The following is a 20065-nucleotide window of genomic DNA, read 5'->3' as shown; positions in this document are numbered from 1 at the left end:
CGGCCAGTGTCGCACCGGCATCCGACACGCGCCCGGCGTCCGCTCGGCCACGCGCGTTGTGCGAAACGTAGGCGATTCGCGCCAGGGGCGGACGGGAGCACGGCGTGTCGGCCATCGAGTCCTACGTTCGGCTCGGGTCGGCGCGGTCGGCGCGTGCGAAACGGAGGAGATTCGGCGCCGTGGGAGGGCTGCGCGCGGCGTGTCGCGCGATGAGTCCTACGAGCGGCACGGAGCGGTCGGTGGTGCGAGCCCGCGCGGAATACGGGAGGCCCGGGAGGCGCTGGACTGGGGGAACGCGCGACAGGAGGCATCCGTGAACGACTTCAACCAGCGGATCATCGATGAGTTCCGGGCGAACGGCGGGTTCGTGAGCACCGCGGGGTTCGGGCGGAACCTCGTGCTGGTGCACCACGTGGGCGCGAGGTCGGGGGTCGAGCGGGTCGCGCCGCTGTTCGCCGTGCGCAGCGACGTCGGCTGGCTGATCGCCGCGTCGAAGGGCGGGGCGCCCGACCACCCCGGCTGGTACCACAACCTCGCCGCCCACCCCGAGACGATCGTCGAGGTGCCCGGGGAGGGCGAGGTAGCCGTGCGCGCAGTCGAGCTGGAGGGTGCCGAGCGGGATGCCGCGTGGGAGCGATTCACCGCCGCCAGTGACGGATTCGCCACGTACCAGGCCCGCACGAGCAGGGTGATCCCGGTGGTGGAGCTGCGGCGTCGTTGACGCGCGGGTCGCCGGGGAGACATCCGCTCGCCCGCTCACCCGCCCGCGAGTCGTCATGAAGTGTCGGAATCTCGCGCCTCGAAGCGACACTTCATGACGACTCGAGAAGGTGCGCGGGTGTGCATGCCGGATGGAGAATGCGTCGGCGACGGAGTGCCATGGGTCTACAGTCGGGGGGTGAACGCGGGCGGATGCCGCGCGGGGAGGTGACCCGATGGACACGGAGCGTGCCGCGCCCGACGCCGTCGCGGCGCCCGCCGCCGCCGCGCCCGCGGGCGGGAAGCGCGCGACGATCTACGACGTCGCGCGCCTCGCCGGGGTCTCGCACCAGACCGTGAGCCGGTACCTCAAGGGCTACGAGGGCATCCGGCCGGCGACGCGCGAGCGGGTCGAGCAGGCGCTCAAGGCGCTCGACTACCGCATGAACATGACCGCGCGCTCGCTCGCGACGCGGAAGTCGAACCGCGTGGCCGCGCTCGTGCACGACATCGTCCAGGTCGGCCCGAGCAAGACCGCGCAGGGTGCGTCGAGCGGCGCGCACGATGCGGGCTACGTGCTCGACTTCATCTCGCTCGACTTCCGCGACCGCGCCGCGATCGACGAGGCGCTCGAACTCGTGAACCGGCAGGATCTCGCCGGCGTGATCGCGATGTCGACGACCGACGAGATGGCGGCCGCGTTCGCGGCGACCGAGTTCCGGATGCCGGCGTTCATCGTGCCGGAGGACGAGGACGACGACGACCTGCGCTCGAACGACCCGCAGACCGTGCACGGGCACGGCATGAAGCTCACCGTCGACCACCTCGTGGCGCTGGGGCATCGCCGGTTCTTCTACATCGCCGGTCCGTCGGGGTGGTCCTCGGCGCGCAACCGCGCGGCGGCGTACCACTTCGCGCTCGAGCACCACGGCATCGCATCGCTCGGCGAGGCGGAGGGCGACTGGTCGCCCGCCTCGGGCTACGCGGCGGCGCACCGGGCCGCGGTGCACACCGATGCCACGGCGCTGCTCGTGGCGAACGACCAGATGGCGCTCGGCGCGATGCTCGCGCTCGAGGAGCACGGGCGACGGGTGCCCGAGGACGTGAGCGTCGTGGGGTTCGACGACATCCCCGAGGCGCGGTTCTTCCGGCCGCCGCTCACGACCGTGCGGCAGGACTTCGACCTCCAGGGGCACATCGCGTTCGGCCGCCTGCTGCAACTCATCGACGGGCCCGGCGCGTACACCGAGCCGCCGAACGTGCCCGACCTGATCGTGCGTCGGTCGACGGCGCCCGCGCCGCGCTGAACGCGTCCGGCCCGCGGATGCTGCGCGTGGTCGCGCTCTCTGCCCCGGCGCGTCGGGCCATGCGACGCCCGGGTGAAACGTGTTACCGGTAACAACTTGATAACGAGGGGGTTGTTACCGGTAACAAACGCGTGTAGCTTCCCGGGCAGGACGTCGACGACGACGCCGCACCGCACCACGATGGAGTTCTGCAGCGCATGACCTCGCACCAGCACGCCCACCACCCCACCGGCATCCTCTTCGGCGCCGCCTACTACGCCGAGTACCACCGCGAGGAGCGCACCGCGCAGGACCTCGACCTCATGCGCGAGGCCGGCTTCACCGTCATCCGCGTGGGGGAGTCGGTGTGGTCGACCTGGGAGCCGCGCGACGGCGAGTTCGACCTCGACTGGCTGCAGCCGGTGCTCGACGGGGCGCACGAGCGCGGCATCACGGTCATCCTCGGCACGCCGACCTACGCGGTGCCGCCGTGGCTGCAGACCGCGTACCCGGAGATCGCCGCCGAGCGGCGCACGGGCGAGCGGGTGCCGTGGGGCGCGCGGCAGGAGGTCGACTACTCGCACCCGGCGTTCCGGTTCCACGCCGAGCGCGTGATCCGCGCGGTCGTCGCCCGCTACGCCGACCACCCGGCGGTCATCGGCTACCAGGTCGACAACGAGCCCGGCATGGAGCTGTTCCACAACCGCGGCAGCTTCGCGCGCTTCGTCCGCCGCCTGAAGGCGCAGTACGGCGACGTCGAGACGCTGAACCGGGAGTGGGGCCTCACCTACTGGTCGCACCGGCTCTCCGACTGGTCGGACCTGTGGACCCCCGACGGCAACTCACTGCCGCAGTACGACCTCGCCTGGCGCCGGTACCAGGCCGACCTCACGACCGAGTTCATCGCCTGGCAGGCCGACATCGTGCGCGAGTACGCGAGCCCGGAGCAGTTCGTCACCACCTGCATCGCCTACAACCGGCCCGCGCTCGACGACGAGGACCTCGTCGCGAACCTCGACATCACCGCCGGCAACCCGTACTACGCGATGCAGGACCACCTCGACCTCACGAAGGACCTCGAGCCGGTCACGCACTGGACCACCTCGGGCGTCGCGTCGATGCTCCGCCAGGCAGACCGCCTCTTCTCGTCGAACCAGTCGCGCTTCTTCGTGACGGAGACCGACGCCCAGGCGATCGGCGGCTCGGCGTTCAACCTCCCCCCGTACCCCGGCCAGCTCCGCCAGGCCGCCTTCGCGTTCATCGCGCGCGGCGCGGCGATGATCGAGTACTGGCACTGGCACACGCTGCCCTACGGCACCGAGACGTACTGGGGCGGGGTCATCCCGCACAGCCTGCAGCCGGGCCGCGTCTACGAGGAGCTCGCGGGCGTCGGCCACGACCTCGGTGCCATCGGCGACGCGCTCGACGGCTACGAGCCCGATGCCGACGTGGCGATCCTCTGGTCGAACGACAGCAACTTCGCCCTCGAGTTCTTCCCGAACCTCGCCCTGCCCGACGGCGAGCCCGACCGCATGTCGTACACCCGCACGGTCGAAGCGTTCCACCGCGGCGTGCTCGAGGCCGGCGCCCAGTCGCGCATCCTGCACGCGGGCCAGGCCCACGCGCTCGGCGCGGCGGACCTCGCCGCCAGGTACCCGGTGCTCATCGCGCCCGCGTTCTACGTGGCATCCGATGCCGACCTCGACCTGCTGCGCGACTACGCCGCGGCCGGCGGTCACCTCGTCGTCGGCATCCGCACCGGCTACGGCGACGAGGAGGCGCGCGCCCGCGTCGAGGTCGCGCCCGCCCGGCTGGCCGAGGCGGCCGGCGTGCACTACGAGGAGTTCTCGAACCTGCAGGCCGACGTGCCGGTCACGGGTGCCGGTGGCCTCGAGACCGCAGCGGATGCCGCGGGGCGGCTGTGGGCCGACGGGCTCATCTCCGACGGGGCCGAGGCGGTCGCGCAGTACGCGCACCCGCGCTTCGGCGACTTCCCCGCCGTCACGACCCACCCGCACGGCGCCGGTCGCATCACGGTCGTCGGCACCGTGCCGTCACCCGCGCTCGCGGCCGACCTGGTGCGCTGGGCCGTGCCCGCGCCCATCGCCGACGGGCTCGCCGCGGAGCGTGCCCTGCCCGTCACGGTCTCGTCGGGCACGCTGCCCGACGGTCGCCGCGCCTGGTTCTCGTTCAACTGGAGCTGGGACGAGACCACCATCACGCTCTCCCGCGACGTCGTGGATGCCGTCACCGGCACCGCGCACGTCGCGGGCACCGAACTCACCCTCGAGGCATGGTCGACGCTGACCCTGCTCGACGGGTGAACCCGCCGGACCGGCGGGAACACCAAGGGAACACCAGAGAAATCAGGGAAGAGGACATGAGGAACGCATCACGAACAGCACTGAAGCTGGGATCCGTCGCGGCTGCGGCAGCACTCCTCCTCACGGCGTGCTCGTCGGGTGACGGAGGCGACTCCGGCTCGAGCAGTGACATGATCACCGACGAGCAGCGCGAAGAGGCGCTCAACACCCCCACCGAGCTCACGTTCTGGACGTGGGTGCCCGACATCCAGAACGAGGTCGACCTCTTCGAGGAGGCCTACCCGGCGATCAGCGTCAAGGTCGAGAACGTCGGCCAGGGTGCGGAGCACTACCAGAAGCTCCGCAGCGCCCTCGAGGCGGGTCAGGGCGCGCCGGACGTCGCACAGGTGGAGTACCAGTACATCTCCTCGTTCGTGCTGACCGAGGCGCTGCTCGACCTCGTGCCGTACGGCTCGGACGAGATCTCGGGCGACTACGTCGAGTGGGCCTGGAACCAGGTCTCGCCCGGCGACGAGACCTGGGCGATCCCGCAGGACGTCGGCCCGATGGGCAACCTCTACCGCGAGGACATCCTCGCCGAGGCGGGCATCGACGAGGCGCCCGCGACCTGGGACGACTACGCCGCTGCGGCCCAGTCGGTCAAGGATGAGACGGGCTCGTACATCTCGAACCTCGGCGCGACCCAGGCCGGGCAGATGATCGGCTTCATGTGGCAGGCGGGCGCGAAGCCCTTCGGCTACGACGGCGCCGAGACGGTCTCGATCAACGTGAACGGACCGGAGGCGAAGCAGGTCGCCGACTACTGGACCGGCCTGATCCAGGACGACCTGATCTCGGTCGACGTCGACTTCCAGGACGAGTGGTACCAGGGCCTCGCGAGCGGCAAGTACGCCGGCTGGCTCACCGCCGCCTGGGGGCCGATCTTCCTCCAGGGCACGGCCGAGTCGACCTCGGGCCTGTGGCGCGCCGCGCCGCTGCCGCAGTGGTCGGCGGGTGAGCAGGTCTCGGGCAACTGGGGCGGTTCGTCCGACGCGGTGCTCGCGACCAGCGAGAACCCGATCGCGGCCTACGAGCTGGCGAAGTTCATCAACCACGACGAGGAGTCGGCCTTCCGGCTCGCGACGGAGCAGTTCCTGTACCCGCCGCAACTGTCGGTGCTGGAGGACCCGGAGTTCTCGGGCCAGCAGCTCGAGTTCTACGGCGGCCAGGAGGTCAACGCGCTGTTCGCCGAGATCTCGGAGACGGTCGACACCGACTTCGAGTGGCTGCCGTTCATGGACTTCGTCTACTCCACCTACGGCGAGACGATCGGAACGGTGATCGCCGAGAAGGGCGACATCGCCGCCGCCCTCGACGAGTGGCAGGCCGAGCTCGTCGACTACGCCGAGGCGCAGGGCTTCACCGTCGAGTGAGGCCGCGGGGTGCCGGTCGGATGCCTCCGGCCGGCACCCCGTCCGCCACGGGTGCGCCCGTCGATGTCGACGGGCGCACCCGCCCCCGCACCGCCCAGAGAGTAAGGAGCCGTCGTGTCCACCGCACCGGCGCTCGATGACGAGCGCCCCTCCGCCGCCGCCCCGAGGAAGAAGCGCCGTACGAGCGCGAACCAGCGCAAGCTGAACCGCGCCGCGTACCTGTTCATCCTCCCGTTCTTCGTCATCTTCACGACGATGCTCGTGATCCCGCTCGTCTACGCGGGGTACCTCAGCCTGTTCGAGAGCAAGCTCATCGGCGGCGAGACGTTCGCGTGGTTCGCGAACTACGCGCGCGCCGTGCAGGACCCCGACTTCCTCGCCGGCCTCGGCCGGATGGCGTTGTTCCTCGTCATCCAGGTGCCGATCATGCTCGGGTTGTCGCTGTTCCTCGCCCTCGCGCTCGACAGCGGCCGTGCACGCGGATCCAGGAGCGTTCGCCTGCTCGTCTTCATGCCGTACGCGGTACCGGCCGTGGTGGCGACGCTCATGTGGGGCTACCTGTACGGGCCCGACTTCGGGCCGATCGCGCAGATCGCCCGCTCCGTCGGGTTCGGCACGCCCGACTTCCTGTCGCCGGAGAACATCCTCGGCTCGATGATGAACATCGTCAGCTGGGAGTTCATCGGCTACAACATGATCATCATGTACGCGGCCCTGCGGTCGATCCCGTCCGAGCTCTACGAGGCGGCCGAGATCGACGGGGCGGGGCAGATCCGCACCGCGTGGAGCGTGAAGATCCCGGCCATCCGCCCGGCGATCCTGCTGACGGTGATCTTCTCGATCATCGGCACGTTCCAGCTGTTCAACGAGCCGAGCCTGCTGAACGCGATCGCGCCCGACGCGATCACGAACTCGTTCACGCCGAACTACTACGCGTACAACCTCGCCTTCATCAACCAGGAGCTGAACTACGCCGCGGCGATCGCGTTCCTGCTCGGCATCGTCATCGCGATCACGTCGTACGTGGTGCAGCTGAACGAGCAACGACGCGAGCGCAAGGAGAGGAGCGGAGCATGACCGACATGGAGACCCGCGCCGCCGTCACGGTCGGCGCCGAAGGCGCCCCGCCGCGCTCACGCAAGTCCGCCGCGACGCACCGCCGGTTCGCCCCGGAGCGCCGCAGGAACTGGCTGATCACGATCATGCTCTGGCTCCTCGTGCTGTACTTCATCCTGCCGATCTGGTGGCTGGTCGTGTCGTCGACCAAGGACAACTCGGCGCTCTTCTCGACGTTCGGCCTCTGGTTCGCCCCCGAGCTGTCGCTCTGGGAGAACCTGCAGACCCTGTTCACCATCCGCGGCGGCCTCTTCGGGCGCTGGATCCTCAACACGGTGTTCTACGCGGGCACCGCCGCCGTCGGTGCGACGCTGCTCTCGGCGATGGCGGGCTACGCGTTCGCGAAGTACCGCTTCCCGGGCAGCGCGGCGCTGTTCAGCATCACGCTCGGCGCGATCATGATCCCGCTGACCGCGCTGGCCCTGCCGACGTACCTGCTGTTCTCGCGCGCCGGCCTCACCGACACCCCGTGGGCGATCATCGTCCCGTCGCTCGTGAGCCCGTTCGGCGTGTACCTCATGCGGGTGTACGCGGCCGACGCGATCCCGGACAGCATGATCGAGGCGGCCCGCGTCGACGGTGCCGGGGAGTTCCGCATCTTCTGGCAGGTGGGCCTCCGGCTCCTCGGCCCGGGGCTCGTGACGGTGTTCCTCTTCTCCCTCGTGGCGACCTGGAACAATTACTTCCTGCCGCTGATCATGCTGAACACCTCGGAGCTGTATCCGCTGACCGTGGGCCTCGCGCAGCTGCAATCGGCCGCGTCAGCTGGCGGCGGCTCGCAGGCGCTGTTCTCGACGGTGATCACGGGGTCGTTCGTGTCGATCCTGCCGCTCGTGATCGCGTTCCTGTTCCTGCAGCGGTACTGGCAGTCGGGCCTCGCCACCGGCGGGGTGAAGGGATGAACAGGTCGACGGATGCGGCGCGCGAGCGCCCCACGGAAGGAGCATCGTGACCATCTGGTACGGCGGGGACTACAACCCCGAGCAGTGGCCGCGCGAGGTCTGGAACGAGGACGTGGCGCTCATGCAGCGCGGCGGCATCAGCCTCGCGACCGTGGGCGTGTTCTCCTGGGCGCGGCTCGAGCCCCGACCGGGGGAGTACGACTTCGGCTGGCTCGACGACGTGCTCGACACACTGCACGCGGGCGGCGTGCGGGTCGACCTCGCCACGGCCACCGCATCGCCACCGCCGTGGCTGGCGAAGCTGCATCCGGAGACCCTGCCCGTCACCGAGCAGGGCGTGCGACTCGCGGTCGGCAGCCGGCAGCAGTACTGCCCGAGCTCGCCGGTGTACCGGTCGTACGCGAAGCGCCTCGTCGAGCAGCTGGTCCAGCGCTACGCGGGGCATCCGGCACTCGAGCTCTGGCACGTCAACAACGAGTACGGATGCCACGTGAGCCGCTGCTACTGCGAGGCGTCGGCCGACGCCTTCCGGGCCTGGCTCGAGGCGAGGTACGGCACGGTCGAGGAGCTGAACCGGGCGTGGGGCACCGCGTTCTGGTCGCAGCGGTACGACGCGTTCGACGAGGTGTCACCGCCGTCGGCGGCGCCGAGCTTCCGCAACCCGACGCAGCTGCTCGACTTCGACCGGTTCTCGAGCGACGAGCTCATGGCGTGCTACTCGGCCGAGGTCGAGGTGATCCGGGCGGCGTCGGAGCTGCCCATCACGACGAACTTCATGGGGTTCTTCAAGCCGGTCGACTACTGGAAGTGGGCGCCGCTCGTCGATATCGTCTCGGACGACGCCTACCCCGACCCGGTCGACCCGGTCTCGCCGGCGTACGGCGCGATGGAGCGCGACCTCATGCGCTCGCTCGGCGGCGGGAAGCCGTGGATCCTCATGGAGCAGGCGCCGAGCGCCGTGAACTGGCGGCCGCGCAACGCGCCCAAGGCGCCCGGGCAGATGCGCGCCTGGTCGTACCAGTGCGTGGGGCGCGGTGCCGACGGCATCCTGTTCTTCCAGTGGCGGCAGTCGGCCGCCGGCTCGGAGAAGTTCCACTCGGGCATGGTGCCGCACGGCGGCACCGACACCCGGGTGTGGCGCGAGATCGCGCAGCTCGGAGGCGAACTGCGCGATCTGTCCGGCCCCGAACGGGGAGTCGAGGGCGGTCGGGTGCCTGCGGCGGTGGCGATCGCCCTCGACTGGGACAGCTGGTGGGCGATCGAGCAGCCCGCCTCGCCGACCACGGTGTCGTACCGTCACGTCCTCTTCGCCTGGCACCGGGCATTCACGTCGCTCGGCCACACGGTCGACTTCGTGCGCGCCGACGCCGACCTGTCGGGCTACCGGCTCGTGGTCGCGCCCGCGCACTTCGTGGCGACCGACGCCCAGGTGGACGGGCTCGCCGCGTACGCGGCCGGCGGCGGCACGCTCGTCGCGGGTTTCGGCACGGCGATCACCGACGAGCACCTGCACGTGCGGCTCGGCGGCTACCTCGGGCAGCCGCTGCGTGACGCGCTCGGCGTCTGGATCGAGGAGTTCGCGCCGCCCGCGGGGCCGGACCTCGAGGCGACCGGCGGGGGAGCGGTGCCGACGGTCGGGCTGTCGGGCGAGGTGCTCGGGGCGGATGCCACGGGCTCGACCTGGGCCGAGGTCGTGCGCGTCACCGACGCCGAGGTGCGCGCGACGTTCACCGACGGCGCGCTCGCCGGATCGCCCGCGATCACGCGGCGGGCGACGGGGGAGGGCGCGGCGTGGTACGTGGCGACCCTGCCCGACCCCGAGTCGCTGCGCGCACTCGCCGAGGCCCTCGCGTCGGACGCCGGCGTCGAGGCGCCCGAGCCCGCCGCGACCGGCGACGAGGTCGAGACCGTGCGGCGCGGCGACGTGACGTTCGTGATCAACCACGGGGCATCCGTCGCCCGCGTGCTGCTCAGCGGGACCGACCTGCTCACCGGCTCCGCCGCCGAGGGCCTCGTGCTCGCCCCGAACGACGTGGCGATCGTCCGCCCCTGACGTTCGGGTCGCTTTTCAGGAGTTGCGTGCGACGCCGCGCACGGATGCTGCGCGGTGGCCCGGATCTCGGCCCGGACAGGCCGGATCCGGGCCCGCAACGGCGGAATCCGCCGTCGGGCCGGCTGGGGCTCCTGAAAAGTGACGGTCTTCGACGTCAGGCGGAGGCGCTCGCGCGGCGCTGCATCGCGAGGCGCACGGGGGCGCTCGCGGCGCCGTAGCCGTCGTAGCCGCCGCGACGCTCGACGAGCTCGAAGAACACGCCGCCGATGGTCGGCGTGTAGAAGTGGATGAACTCGCCGCCCGACCCGTCGCGGTCGTAGAGCAGGTCGAGCTCGCGCAACTCGGCGAGCAGGTCGGGGTCGAGGTCGAACTGCGCGGCGAGGTCGTCGTAGTAGTTCTCGGGGATGCGCAGGAAGTCGAGCCCCGCGGCGCGGGCCGCGCGCGCGGCGGCGACCACGTCGTCGCAGCGCACGGCCACGTGCCGGTCGGGCACGGGCGCGGTCGGCGGCGCGAGGTTCATCGGCAGGCGCACCACGCCGTCCTCGGTGCGCATGACCTGGCTCAGCACGAGGCCCTGCGGGCCCGGTACGTCGGCCGACGACTGCGTGGTGAGCGAGAGCACGCTCGACGCGAAGAGCACGGCCTCGTCGAAGTCCTGCCAGCGGTAGCCGACGTTGGCGTGGTCGACCACGCCGCTCTCGCACGCGCCCGAGCCGGGCGAGCCGCCCTCGAACTCGGTGATCCACGAGGTGTCGGCGGGGCGGTCGCTCCAGTACACGACCGTGCCGTCGGGTGAGGCGACGCCCCGCAGTTCCTGCTCGCCGGCATAGGTGCGCCGGAACGCCGCGGGCGCGCCGAGGGCGACCGCGCGGTCCACCGCGGCGTCCGCGTCGTCGACCATCAGCCCGATGCCGGTGAGCCGCGGGGTCTCGTCGCGCACCTGCTCGTCGAGGATGATGCGCGCCTCGCCCGCGGTCCAGAGGCGCACCCGCTTGCTGCGGTGCCGGCCGCCGAACGCGAAGCCGAGCCGCTCGAGCGTCTCGTCCACGGCCGTGAGGTCCGCGCCCGCGATCTCGATGAAGTCGATGCCGCGTGCCACCTGCGGCTCGCCGAGCAGGTCGTCGGTCCAGCCGTTGGCGGCGGCGGTGCGGTCGGCCAGCCAGGTGAGCGACCGGCGGGCGTGCCCGGCGGTGCGCACGACGTCGGTCTGGCGGAAGGTGTCGTTGAACACCTCGAGCGAGAGCGGGCCGGTGTACCCGGCGCGCAGCACGTGCGCGAGGAAGTCGGTCAGCGCGAAGTCGCCCTCGCCGGGGAAGAGGCGGTGGTGGCGGCTCCAGGAGAGCACGTCCATGTCGAGCGCGGGCGCGTCGGCGAGCTGGAGGAAGAAGATCTTGTCGCCGTCGATCTCCTCGATCGCCGCGGGGTCGTGCCCGCGGGAGAGGATGTGGAAGCTGTCGAGGCACACGCCGAGGTTCGGCCGGTCTGCCAGCTGCACGATGCGCCAGGCGTGCCGGTAGTCGTCGACGAACCGGCCCCAGGCGAGCGCCTCGTAGGCGATGCGGATGCCGCGCTTCGCGGCCGCGTCGGCCAGGGCGCCCAGCTGCGCGGCGGCGACGTCGTCGTCGTCGATCGTGGCGGTGCCCGCGTTGCTGCAGACGAGGATGGTGTCGGCGCCGAGCCGTTCCATCACGGCGAACTTCGCCTCGGCGCGGCGGAGGTTGTCGGCGAAGACGTCGTCGGCGACGCCCTCGAGGTCGCGGAACGGCTGGAACAGGTCGATCGAGAGCCCGAGCCTCGCGCAGAGTGCCCGGATCTCCTCGGGGGACTCCATGGCGCCGATGAGGTCGGCGTCCATGATCTCCACTCCGTCGAAGCCGGCGTCGCTGCAGGCATGGAGCTTCTCGACCAGCCCGCCCGACAGGCAGACGGTGGCGATCGATGTGCGCATGTGTGTAATGTACCAGTTCGTACATATCGTGCCGAGGTGAATTCCGAGACCTGATCGAGACCTTTCGGGGTGGAGGTCGTGACCGGATCCGACCTAATGTAATAACCGGTACGTATAACTACGGCCCAGCGCATCGTCGCCTGGGGCGTCGGAACAGACAAGGGCGTGTGTGACCGAACCAGAACGACCGCAGGGGCGCGTGCCCGTGCTGCGGCGCATCTCCAGGATCGTCTTCATCGCGGAGCTCGCGATCGGGTCGATCGCGCTCCTCGCGATCCTCGCCTTCGTCTTCCTGCAGGCCCTGCAGCGGTACCTGCCGATCGAGGGCTTCCCCTGGACCGGCGAGCTCGCGCGGTTCTCGCTCGTCTGGCTCACCTTCTCGGCGGCCGGCCTGCTCGTCACGAGCCGCGGCCACATCGCGCTCGAGGTCGTCGACGTCGCGCGCAACCAGGTGCTCGTGCGCGTCGTGCAGGTGTTCGCGATGCTGGTAGTCGCCGCGACCGGCGTGGGGCTCACCCTCGAGGCGTGGGCGCTCGTCGAGACCCAGAGCATCATCAAGTCGCCCGTGCTGCGGCTGCCGATGTCGTACGTCTACATCCCCGTGCTGATCGGCGCGGCGAGCACCGCGATCCGCGCGACCATCGCCGCGATCGACGTCGCGGTCAACGGCCCGGTCATCACGACGACCGAGTCCGACGAGCAGGAGGCGACCGCATGACGCTCGCACTCCTCGGTCTGGCGATCGCGCTGCTGCTCGTGCTGCGCGTGCCCGTCGCGTTCGCCTTCCTCGGCCCCGCCCTCGTCTACCTGGCCATCGAGGGCCAGTCGACGGGCTTCGCCCTCCGCCAGGTCACCAACGCCGCGGCCAGCTTCCCCCTGCTGGCGGTGCCGCTGTTCGTCTTCCTGGGTGCGCTCGCGAACCACGCCGGCATCGCCGACAAGCTCTTCCGGTTCGCGCTCGCCCTGCTCGCCCGCCTCCGCGGCAACCTCGGCTACGTCGCCGTCGGCGTGAGCGTCGGCTTCTCGTGGATGAGCGGGTCGGCAGTGGCCGACGCGGCCGCGCTCGGCAAGGTGCAGATCCCCGCGATGCTCCGCAACGGGTACGACCGCCGCTTCGCGGTCGGCCTGTCGGGCGCGTCCTCGCTCATCGCGCCGATCATGCCGCCGAGCATCCCGGCGGTCATCTTCGCGGGACTCGCGGCGGTCTCGACGGGCGCCCTCTTCGCGGCATCCGTCATACCCGCCCTGCTCATGGCGATCGGCCTCTGCGTCGTCGTCTGGGTGCTCGTGCGCCGCAACCCGAAGATCACGCGCGGCGAGTTCGACCGGGCCGAGTTCGTCGCGTCGCTCAAGGGCGTACTGCTGCCCCTGGCCTCGCCGATCATCATCCTCGGCGGCATCCTCGGCGGCGTGTTCACCCCGACCGAGGCGGCCGCGGTGGGCGTGGTCTACATCATCATCGTCGGCATCCTGCAGCGCTCGCTCAGCTGGCGCGGCTTCTTCGAGGCCGTGAAGGACGCGGTGCTGACCACCGCGGGCATCATGCTGATCGTCGCCTCCGCGTCGCTGCTCGGCTACATCCTCGCCAAGGAGCGCCTGCCGCAGCTGCTCGCCGAGTTCTTCCTCGGCATCACCGACAACCCCACGGTCTTCCTGCTGCTGATCGCGATCCTCATGCTGATCCTCGGCACCGTGATCGACGCGACCGCGATCCTCGTGCTCGTCGTGCCGATCCTGCTGCCGATCGTGCGCGACTACGGCCTCGACCCGATCGCGGCCGGCGTGCTCATGATCGTCTCGCTCATGGTGGGCCTGCTCACGCCGCCGGTCGGCACGGTGCTCTTCGTGACCGCGTCCGTGTCGAGGACACGCGTGGGCGAGGTGTTCCGAGGCGCGCTGCCGTTCCTCATCCCGTCGCTCGTGATCATGGTGCTGCTGATCCTCGTGCCCGACTGGGTGATGTGGCTGCCGGGGGTGCTGGGCCTGTGACCGCCATCGACGCCGTACCCGAGGTGCCGCTGCGCCGGGCCGTGCTGATCGGCCTCATCGGCGAGGGCGTGACCCCGTCGCTCACGCCGCCGATGCACGAGCTCGAGGGCGCGCGCCACGGCATGCACTACGTGTACCGCACGATCGACCTCGCGCCCGGCGAGAGCACCGAGGAGTACGTCGGCCGCCTGCTCGCCGACGCGCGCCGGCTCGGGTTCGACGGCCTGAACGTCACCCACCCCGTCAAGCAGACGGTGCTGCCGCTGCTCGACGAGCTCGCGCCCGCGGCGCGCACCGTCGGCGCCGTGAACACGGTCGTCTTCGACGGCGACCGCATGATCGGGCACAACACGGATGTCACGGGGTTCGGCGCCGCCTTCGACGAGACGCTCGGCGATGCGCCGCGCGACCTGGTCGTGCTGGTCGGTGCCGGAGGCGCGGGCGCGGCGGTCGCCAGCGCGCTGGCCGCGCGCGAGGTGGGCGAGCTCGTGATCGCGGACGCGGCCCCCGGACGGGCGGCCGCCCTCGCGGCATCCGTCGCCGAGGTGTCGACCGGGCGCGTGCGCTCCATCGGCACCGACGAGCTGGCGGGAGCGCTCGCCGACGCCGACGGCGTGGTCAACGCCACCCCGTTCGGCATGGCCGCCCACCCGGGCGCGGCGTTCGACGTCGGGCTCGTGCCCGGCCGCGCCTTCGTCGCCGACGTGGTCTACCGGCCCGTCGAGACCGAACTGCTCGTCGCCGCGCGCGACCGCGGGTGCCGCGTCATGTCGGGTCTCGGCATGGCGATGCACCAGGCGGCCGACGCCTTCGAGATCTTCACCGGAGAACCTGCGGACCGCGAGGCCATGCTCGCGGATCTCACAGACCTGGTCGCCGTCGAGGCGAGCGGGACCACACCACCATGGCACCGATGAGAGGAATGCAACCGTGATTGCACGACGCACCAAGCGAACGACGTGGATCGCTCTGGCAGCGGCGCCGGCACTGTTCCTGCTGGCGGCTTGCTCGAGCGGTTCCGATGGAGGAACCGACACCGGCGACGAGTCGAGCGAGCAGGAGACGATCGAGCTCACGCTGGCCCACAGCTACACCGAGGACCAGCCCCAGCACCGCTGCGGCGCGCAGGTGATCGCCGACGAGGTCGAGGCCGCCGACGTGGGCCTCACGATCGAGATCTTCCCGGCCAGCCAGCTGGGCGGCGACGCGGACCGCATCGCGTCCGTCGCATCCGGCGACATCGACATGGACATCCAGGGCGCCTCGGCGCTCGGTGCCGTCTACGAGCCGATCAGCGTGCTCGACGCGGCGTACGTGTTCGACGGCCCGGAGCACCTCGCGGCGTTCATGGCCAGCGACGACTCGGCCGTGCTCGTCGAGGGCTTCAAGGAGGCCTCGGGCGTGCAGACGCTCGGCGCCTGGTCGGCCGGCGCGCGGCTCTTCACCGCGAACGTGCCGATCCGCACCCCCGCGGACCTCGAGGGCGTGCGCATGCGCTTCCCGGGCTCGCCGCAGTACCTGCTGAACGCGCAGGCGCTCGGCGCGGACGCGACCGAGGTCGCGTACGAGGAGCTCTACCTCGCGCTGCAGCAGGGCACGGTCGACGGGCAGGAGAACCCGATCACCAACATCGTCGCCCAGAACTTCCAGGAGGTGCAGGACTACGTCAGCCTGTCCGAGCACCAGCTCAACACGAACCTCGTCGTGATGAGCCCGATCTGGGACGAGCTGAGCAGCGAGCAGCAGGACGCGCTCACCGCCGCGGTGGAGACCGCGGTCACCGAGGTCACCGCCTGCGTCGCCGAGGACGAGGAGGTCGTGCTCGACGAGTGGCGCAACGGCGATGACTGGGAGGTCATCGAGGACGTGGACGTCGAGGCCTTCCAGGGCCCCGCGGTCGAGTTCTTCCTCGAGACCTTCGAGGGCGAGTCGCTCGCGGTCTTCGAGGCGATCCGCGCCACCTCGGAGTGATCGGACACCGCACCGACTGACGATACGACGATGGTCCGCACGGTTCCGACCTGCACCGGCGAGGTGCAGGCGGAGCGGCTGGGCACGACCCTGATCCACGAGCACCTGTTCGTGGGCCACCAGGAGCTCGACCTGAACCTGCCCCACCCGGAGTGGGACGAGGCGCAGGCGGTCGAGCGGGCCGTGACCGGACTCGAGCGCCTCCACGCGCTCGGCGTGCGGACCGTCGTCGACCTCACGGTGCCCGGGCTCGGCCGCGACGTCGCACACGTGCGGCGCGTGGCCGAGCGCGTGCCCGTCGAGATCGTCGTCGCCACGGGGTACTACACCGCCGACGTGCTGCCGCACGCGATCCGCATGCACGGGCCGGGCCGCCTCGTCGAGGGGCCGGACCCGCTCGCGGAGCTGTTCGTCGGCGACATCGAGCGGGGCATCGCGGGCACGGGCATCCGCGCCGGGATGATCAAGGTCGTCTCCGACGTGGAGGGGTTCACGCCCGACGTGCGGCGCGTGTGGGCGGCGGCGGCCGCGGCGCACCTGCGCACCGGGGTGCCGATCACCACGCACTCGCACGCCCAGTCGGGCGGCGGACGCGAACAGCAGCGGATGCTGCGCGAGCTGGGCGTGCCCCTCGACCGGGTCGTGATCGGACACAGCGGCGACTCGACCGACCTCGACTACCTGCGCGAGCTGGCCGACGCGGGCTCGTACCTCGGGTTCGACCGCTTCGGCATGGCGCACGTCGGCTCCGACGACGACCGCGTGCGCATGCTGCTCGCACTGCTCGAGCTCGGCTACGCGGAACGCATCGTCCTCTCGCACGACGCGGCGTTCTTCAGCCGCGTGACCCCGCCGTCGTGGCGCGCCGAGCACGCGCCCGACTGGCACATGGAGCACGTCTTCACCGGCATCCTGCCCCGGCTGCGCGACGCGGGCGTCGACGACGCGACGATCGAGCGGATGCTGGTCGGCAACCCGAGGCGGGTGCTCAGCGGATCATGAGCAGGTCGCATCCGGTCGGCCCTGCCCTGTCGCTGCCGGGCGGCATGGGCCCCGAGAACTAGGGTGGGAACGTGAGCGAACAACCCGTGGTCCGCCAGCGCGATCCCGAGCGCACGCGCGAGGACCTCCTCACGGTCGCCACCGAGTCCTTCGCCGAGTCGGGGTTCTCGGGCACGCGCGTCGACGAGATCGCCGAGCGCACCCGCACGACGAAGCGCATGATCTACTACTACTTCGGCGGCAAGGAGCAGCTCTACATGGCCGTGCTCGAGCGCGCCTACCGGAGCATCCGCGAGGCCGAGCAGGCCCTGCACGTCGGCGACCTGGAGCCGGTCGAGGCGCTGCGCCGGCTCGCCGAGATCACCTACGACCACCACCTCGCGCACAGCGACTTCATCCGCCTGGTGTCGATCGAGAACATCCACCGCGGCAACTTCATCCGCCGGCTCGAGTCGCTGCGCGAGCTGAACCAGCCCGCGCTCGGCCTGCTCGACGGCGTGCTCGAGCGCGGCCGCGCCGACGGCACGCTGCGCGACGACGTCGACGCGCTCGACGTGCACCTCGTGATCAGCTCGTACTGCTTCTTCCAGGTGGCGAACCAGTACACGTTCGGCTACCTGTTCGACCGCGACCTGCTCGCGGCCGACCGCCGCGACCACTATCGCGCGATGATCGGCGACGTGGTCGTCGGCTGGGTCGGCCGCGGGAGCTGAGGTCGGTCGGCGCCGGGGGTCAGCCCGCGGCGTTGCTCGTCGTGAGCCAGCCGCGCGGGTTCTCCTCGGTCTCGGCGTTGCGGCGCTCGAGCTCGGCCGCGAGCTCCGCCGCGACGTCGGGGTACTTCGCGCTCACGTCGTACGCCTCGCTGGGGTCGGCCTCGAGGTCGAACAGCCACGGTCCCTGCGTGAACGGGCTGGCGAAGGACGTGCCGCTGATCGTGTAGAGGTAGGGCTGCTCCGCGTAGTACTTGAAGCGGCCGTCGCTGACCGCGAGCAGGCTCTTGCTCGCGTACGAGTAGTAATACTCGCTGACGGTGTCGCCGGTTCCCTCGAGGACCGAGGCCATGCTCGTTCCGTCGAGCACGCGGTCGGTCGGCGCGGGGATGTCGAGCCAGTCGAGCAGCGTCGGCAGCACGTCGGTGCCCATCGCCATGGTGTCGACGGTCCGCCCGCCCTCGAGGCCGTCGGGCCAGTGCACGAGGAAGGGCACGCGGGTGCCGCCCTCGGAGATCATGCCCTTGCGGCCGCGGTGGTCGCCGGCGTCGCCCTGGAACCACGGGCCGTTGTCGCTCGTGACCATGATGATCGTGTTGTCGAGCTGGCCGGTGGCCTCGAGCTCGTCGACGATGCGGCCGATGCCGTCGTCGAGCCCCTCGACGATGTCGCCGTAGAGGCCGGCGTCGGAGCGGCCGAGGTTCTCGTCGGCCGCGAAGAGCGGCTCGTGCGGGAAGTTGTGCGCGAAGTAGAGGAAGAACGGGTCCTCGGTCTCGGCGGCGTCGGCGACGAACTCCACCGCGCGGTCGGTGTAGAGCGCGTCGAGCTCCGTCTGGTCGACGGTCTCGAGGAGGACCTCGTCGTTCTCGTAGATCTGGAACGGCACCATGTCGTTCGAGTACCGCGAGCCGAGGAAGGAGTCGAACCCGAAGTCGTTCGGGAGCGAGCCCTCGGTGTCGCCGATGTGCCACTTGCCGATCATGCCGGTCTCGTAGCCCGAGGCCTGGAGCACGTCGGGGATGGTGATCTCGGCCTGGGTCAGGCCGAAGGTGCCCGACACGACGTTGATCAGGCTGCTGACGCCCTCGTTGGGGAAGAGCACGTCGGGCACGGCGGCGCGGGGCGCGAGGCGGCCGGTGAGCAGCGCGGCGCGCGAGGGCGTGCAGACGGCGGAGGGCGAGTGGTAGTTGGTCATGACCACGCCGTCCTCGGCGAGCGCGTCGAGGTTCGGCGTCTCGATGGGGGTGTCGCCCATGAAGCCGAGGTCGCCGTAGCCGAGGTCGTCGTAGTGCACGAGGATCACGTTGGGGGACTCGCCGGAGGTCGCCGCCGCCGTGCTCAGGCGGTTGGTGAGGTACTCCTCCTTCAGCGCCTCGTGCTCGGGGGAGTCGTCGGGGCGGTTGGTGAGCAGTTCGAAGGCGAGGTAGCCGAGGCCGGCGACGAGCAGCAGCGCGGGGAGCGCGAGCACGAGGCCGGTGGCCTTCAGGATGCGCTTGCCGAGGCCGCGCCGCTTGGTGCGCTTCGTCGGAGCCGCGTCCTGCGCGGGTGCGGAGTCGGAGGGCAGATCTGTCGCCATTGAGGTCGGCCTTTCGGGGTTCGGCGGCGTGCGTGGGGGAGTGCCGCAGAAATGGAACCGGACAAGTGTCGCCGGAGTGGGCCCTAAAACCAAATCGCCTTCTGCTTTCGTTCCGGGGAGGGGCCGTAGGCTCGGAAGCCGGCGGAGGGAGCGCGCGTGAGTCGAGCGGCGGGGTACGACGAGGTGGGCGGTCCGGGGGTGCTGCGGGTCGAGGAGATCGCGGACGTCGACCCGGGGCCCGGGCAGGTCGCGGTGCGGGTGCGCGCCGCGGGCGTGAACCCGTACGACGCCAAGGTGCGCACGGGGTTCCTGACATCGGATGCCCCGTTCCCGCGTCGGATCGGCGGGGAGTTCGCCGGCACCGTGGAGGCCGTCGGCGACGGCGCCGACTACCCGGACGGCGCTCCGGTCGCCGTGGGTGACGAGGTGCTCGGCGGCGCGCCCGGCGCGATCGCGGAGCGCGTGCTCGCCGAGGCATCCGCCCTGGTGCGTCGGCCCGACGCGCTTCCGGTCGCGGTCGCGGGCGGGCTGCGCACGGCCGGCCTCACGGCGGTGTCATGCCTCGCGACGGTGCCGGTCGGTGCCGGCGACACCGTGCTGGTCGGGGGTGCGAGCGGCGCGGTCGGGCTGCTCGTGTGCCAGCTCGCGGTGGACGCGGGAGCCCGGGTCGTCGGCACCGCCGCGCCGCGCAACCACGACCTGCTGCGATCGCTCGGCGTCGAGCCGGTCGCGTACGGCGACGGCCTCGCCGGCCGGGTGGCCGCCGCGGGCGGTGCGACCGCGGTCATCGACTGCCACGGCCGCGGCGCGCTCGATGCTGGCGTGGCCCTGGGCGTGCCCGTGGAACGGATGACGGCGATCGCGGCGTACGGGGCGCTCGCCGAACTCGGCGTCGGCATCGTCGAGCGCGCCGCGCGTACACCCGACAACCTCGCCCGCCTCGCCGAGGGGCTCGCCGAGGGCCGGTTCGTGCTGCCGGTCGCGGCCACGTTCCCGCTCGACGAGGTGGCCGATGCCTTCGCGGCGCTCGAGACGTCGCACGCCCCGGGGAAGATCGTCGTCCTGCCCTGAGCGGGC

The 20065-nt window shown here is 71.2% G+C and carries 16 protein-coding genes; 14 read left to right on the top strand and 2 right to left on the bottom strand.

The genetic code is table 11. From position 1 onward, the window contains the following. The first annotated feature begins 313 nt into the window (after positions 1-313). The 7 genes from QMG39_RS04230 (at position 314) to QMG39_RS04200 (ending at position 9792) form a co-directional block, all read left to right on the top strand. Entirely contained in the window at positions 314-721 is a 408-nt protein-coding gene (locus tag QMG39_RS04230; protein WP_281882617.1) for a nitroreductase/quinone reductase family protein, read from the top strand. 214 nt (positions 722-935) lie between these two features. Then, on the top strand, positions 936-2006 hold the full coding sequence (locus tag QMG39_RS04225) for a LacI family DNA-binding transcriptional regulator (RefSeq protein WP_281882616.1): 1071 nt from the start codon (positions 936-938) through the stop codon (positions 2004-2006). Between the two features lie 197 nt (positions 2007-2203). Further along, on the top strand, positions 2204-4309 hold the full coding sequence (locus QMG39_RS04220; RefSeq protein ID WP_281882615.1) for a beta-galactosidase: 2106 nt from the start codon (positions 2204-2206) through the stop codon (positions 4307-4309). A 170-nt stretch (positions 4310-4479) separates the two neighbouring features. After that, positions 4480-5721, top strand: coding sequence for an extracellular solute-binding protein (locus QMG39_RS04215; RefSeq protein ID WP_281882614.1), 1242 nt, complete (start codon positions 4480-4482; stop codon positions 5719-5721). A 114-nt stretch (positions 5722-5835) separates the two neighbouring features. Further along, positions 5836-6798, top strand: coding sequence for a carbohydrate ABC transporter permease (locus QMG39_RS04210; protein WP_281882613.1), 963 nt, complete (start codon positions 5836-5838; stop codon positions 6796-6798). Next, complete coding sequence (locus QMG39_RS04205; RefSeq protein ID WP_281882612.1) at positions 6795-7739, top strand: carbohydrate ABC transporter permease; 945 nt, start codon at positions 6795-6797, stop codon at positions 7737-7739. Before QMG39_RS04210 ends, QMG39_RS04205 begins: the two co-directional genes overlap by 4 nt. Positions 7740-7785: 46 nt before the next feature. Continuing rightward, positions 7786-9792, top strand: coding sequence for a beta-galactosidase (locus QMG39_RS04200; protein ID WP_281882611.1), 2007 nt, complete (start codon positions 7786-7788; stop codon positions 9790-9792). 154 nt (positions 9793-9946) lie between these two features. Here the strand turns inward: QMG39_RS04200 and QMG39_RS04195 are convergent, their stop codons facing one another. After that, positions 9947-11740 carry a sugar phosphate isomerase/epimerase and 4-hydroxyphenylpyruvate domain-containing protein gene (locus QMG39_RS04195; RefSeq protein ID WP_281882610.1) on the bottom strand — a complete coding sequence of 598 codons (1794 nt, stop codon included), beginning with the start codon at positions 11738-11740 and terminating at the stop codon, positions 9947-9949. A 169-nt stretch (positions 11741-11909) separates the two neighbouring features. Between QMG39_RS04195 and QMG39_RS04190 the strand changes: the two genes are divergently transcribed. From QMG39_RS04190 to QMG39_RS04165, 6 genes are all read left to right on the top strand, one after another. Further along, entirely contained in the window at positions 11910-12458 is a 549-nt protein-coding gene (locus QMG39_RS04190) for a TRAP transporter small permease (protein ID WP_281882609.1), read from the top strand. Next, positions 12455-13729, top strand: coding sequence for a TRAP transporter large permease (locus tag QMG39_RS04185; RefSeq protein WP_281882608.1), 1275 nt, complete (start codon positions 12455-12457; stop codon positions 13727-13729). Before QMG39_RS04190 ends, QMG39_RS04185 begins: the two co-directional genes overlap by 4 nt. Next, on the top strand, positions 13726-14646 hold the full coding sequence (locus QMG39_RS04180; protein ID WP_281882607.1) for a shikimate dehydrogenase: 921 nt from the start codon (positions 13726-13728) through the stop codon (positions 14644-14646). The genes QMG39_RS04185 and QMG39_RS04180 overlap by 4 nt, the downstream gene beginning before the upstream one ends. A 13-nt stretch (positions 14647-14659) precedes the next feature. Next, positions 14660-15700, top strand: coding sequence for a DctP family TRAP transporter solute-binding subunit (locus QMG39_RS04175; protein ID WP_281882606.1), 1041 nt, complete (start codon positions 14660-14662; stop codon positions 15698-15700). Positions 15701-15730: 30 nt separating this feature from the next. Next, on the top strand, positions 15731-16702 hold the full coding sequence (locus QMG39_RS04170; RefSeq protein ID WP_281882604.1) for a phosphotriesterase family protein: 972 nt from the start codon (positions 15731-15733) through the stop codon (positions 16700-16702). Positions 16703-16773: 71 nt separating this feature from the next. Then, the gene (locus tag QMG39_RS04165) at positions 16774-17415 is read left to right on the top strand and encodes a TetR/AcrR family transcriptional regulator (RefSeq protein ID WP_281882602.1); all 642 of its coding nucleotides are present in this window, start codon (positions 16774-16776) and stop codon (positions 17413-17415) included. Between the two features lie 19 nt (positions 17416-17434). On the opposite strand, the gene QMG39_RS04160 is transcribed toward QMG39_RS04165, so the two are convergent. Continuing rightward, entirely contained in the window at positions 17435-18988 is a 1554-nt protein-coding gene (locus tag QMG39_RS04160; RefSeq protein ID WP_281882601.1) for a sulfatase-like hydrolase/transferase, read from the bottom strand. Positions 18989-19144: 156 nt separating this feature from the next. Between QMG39_RS04160 and QMG39_RS04155 the strand changes: the two genes are divergently transcribed. Continuing rightward, complete coding sequence (locus QMG39_RS04155) at positions 19145-20059, top strand: NADP-dependent oxidoreductase (protein WP_281882600.1); 915 nt, start codon at positions 19145-19147, stop codon at positions 20057-20059. Positions 20060-20065: the final 6 nt, after the last annotated feature.

It is taken from the genome of Agromyces rhizosphaerae (genome assembly GCF_027925245.1).
Classification (GTDB): domain Bacteria; phylum Actinomycetota; class Actinomycetes; order Actinomycetales; family Microbacteriaceae; genus Agromyces; species Agromyces rhizosphaerae.
The sequence above is the reverse complement of the archived record's forward strand: the minus strand, read 5'-3'. Positions and strand labels throughout refer to the sequence as shown.

Bases quoted from the DNA above. Each gene is read 5' to 3' on its own strand.
- QMG39_RS04225 (WP_281882616.1), top strand. From the start codon at position 936: ATGGACACGGAGCGTGCCGCGCCCGACGCCGTCGCGGCGCCCGCCGCC.
- QMG39_RS04220 (WP_281882615.1), top strand. From the start codon at position 2,204: ATGACCTCGCACCAGCACGCCCACCACCCCACCGGCATCCTCTTCGGC.
- QMG39_RS04215 (WP_281882614.1), top strand. From the start codon at position 4,480: ATGATCACCGACGAGCAGCGCGAAGAGGCGCTCAACACCCCCACCGAG.
- QMG39_RS04205 (WP_281882612.1), top strand. From the start codon at position 6,795: ATGACCGACATGGAGACCCGCGCCGCCGTCACGGTCGGCGCCGAAGGC.
- QMG39_RS04195 (WP_281882610.1), bottom strand. From the start codon at position 11,740: ATGCGCACATCGATCGCCACCGTCTGCCTGTCGGGCGGGCTGGTCGAG.
- QMG39_RS04185 (WP_281882608.1), top strand. From the start codon at position 12,455: ATGACGCTCGCACTCCTCGGTCTGGCGATCGCGCTGCTGCTCGTGCTG.
- QMG39_RS04170 (WP_281882604.1), top strand. From the start codon at position 15,731: ATGGTCCGCACGGTTCCGACCTGCACCGGCGAGGTGCAGGCGGAGCGG.
- QMG39_RS04160 (WP_281882601.1), bottom strand. From the start codon at position 18,988: ATGGCGACAGATCTGCCCTCCGACTCCGCACCCGCGCAGGACGCGGCT.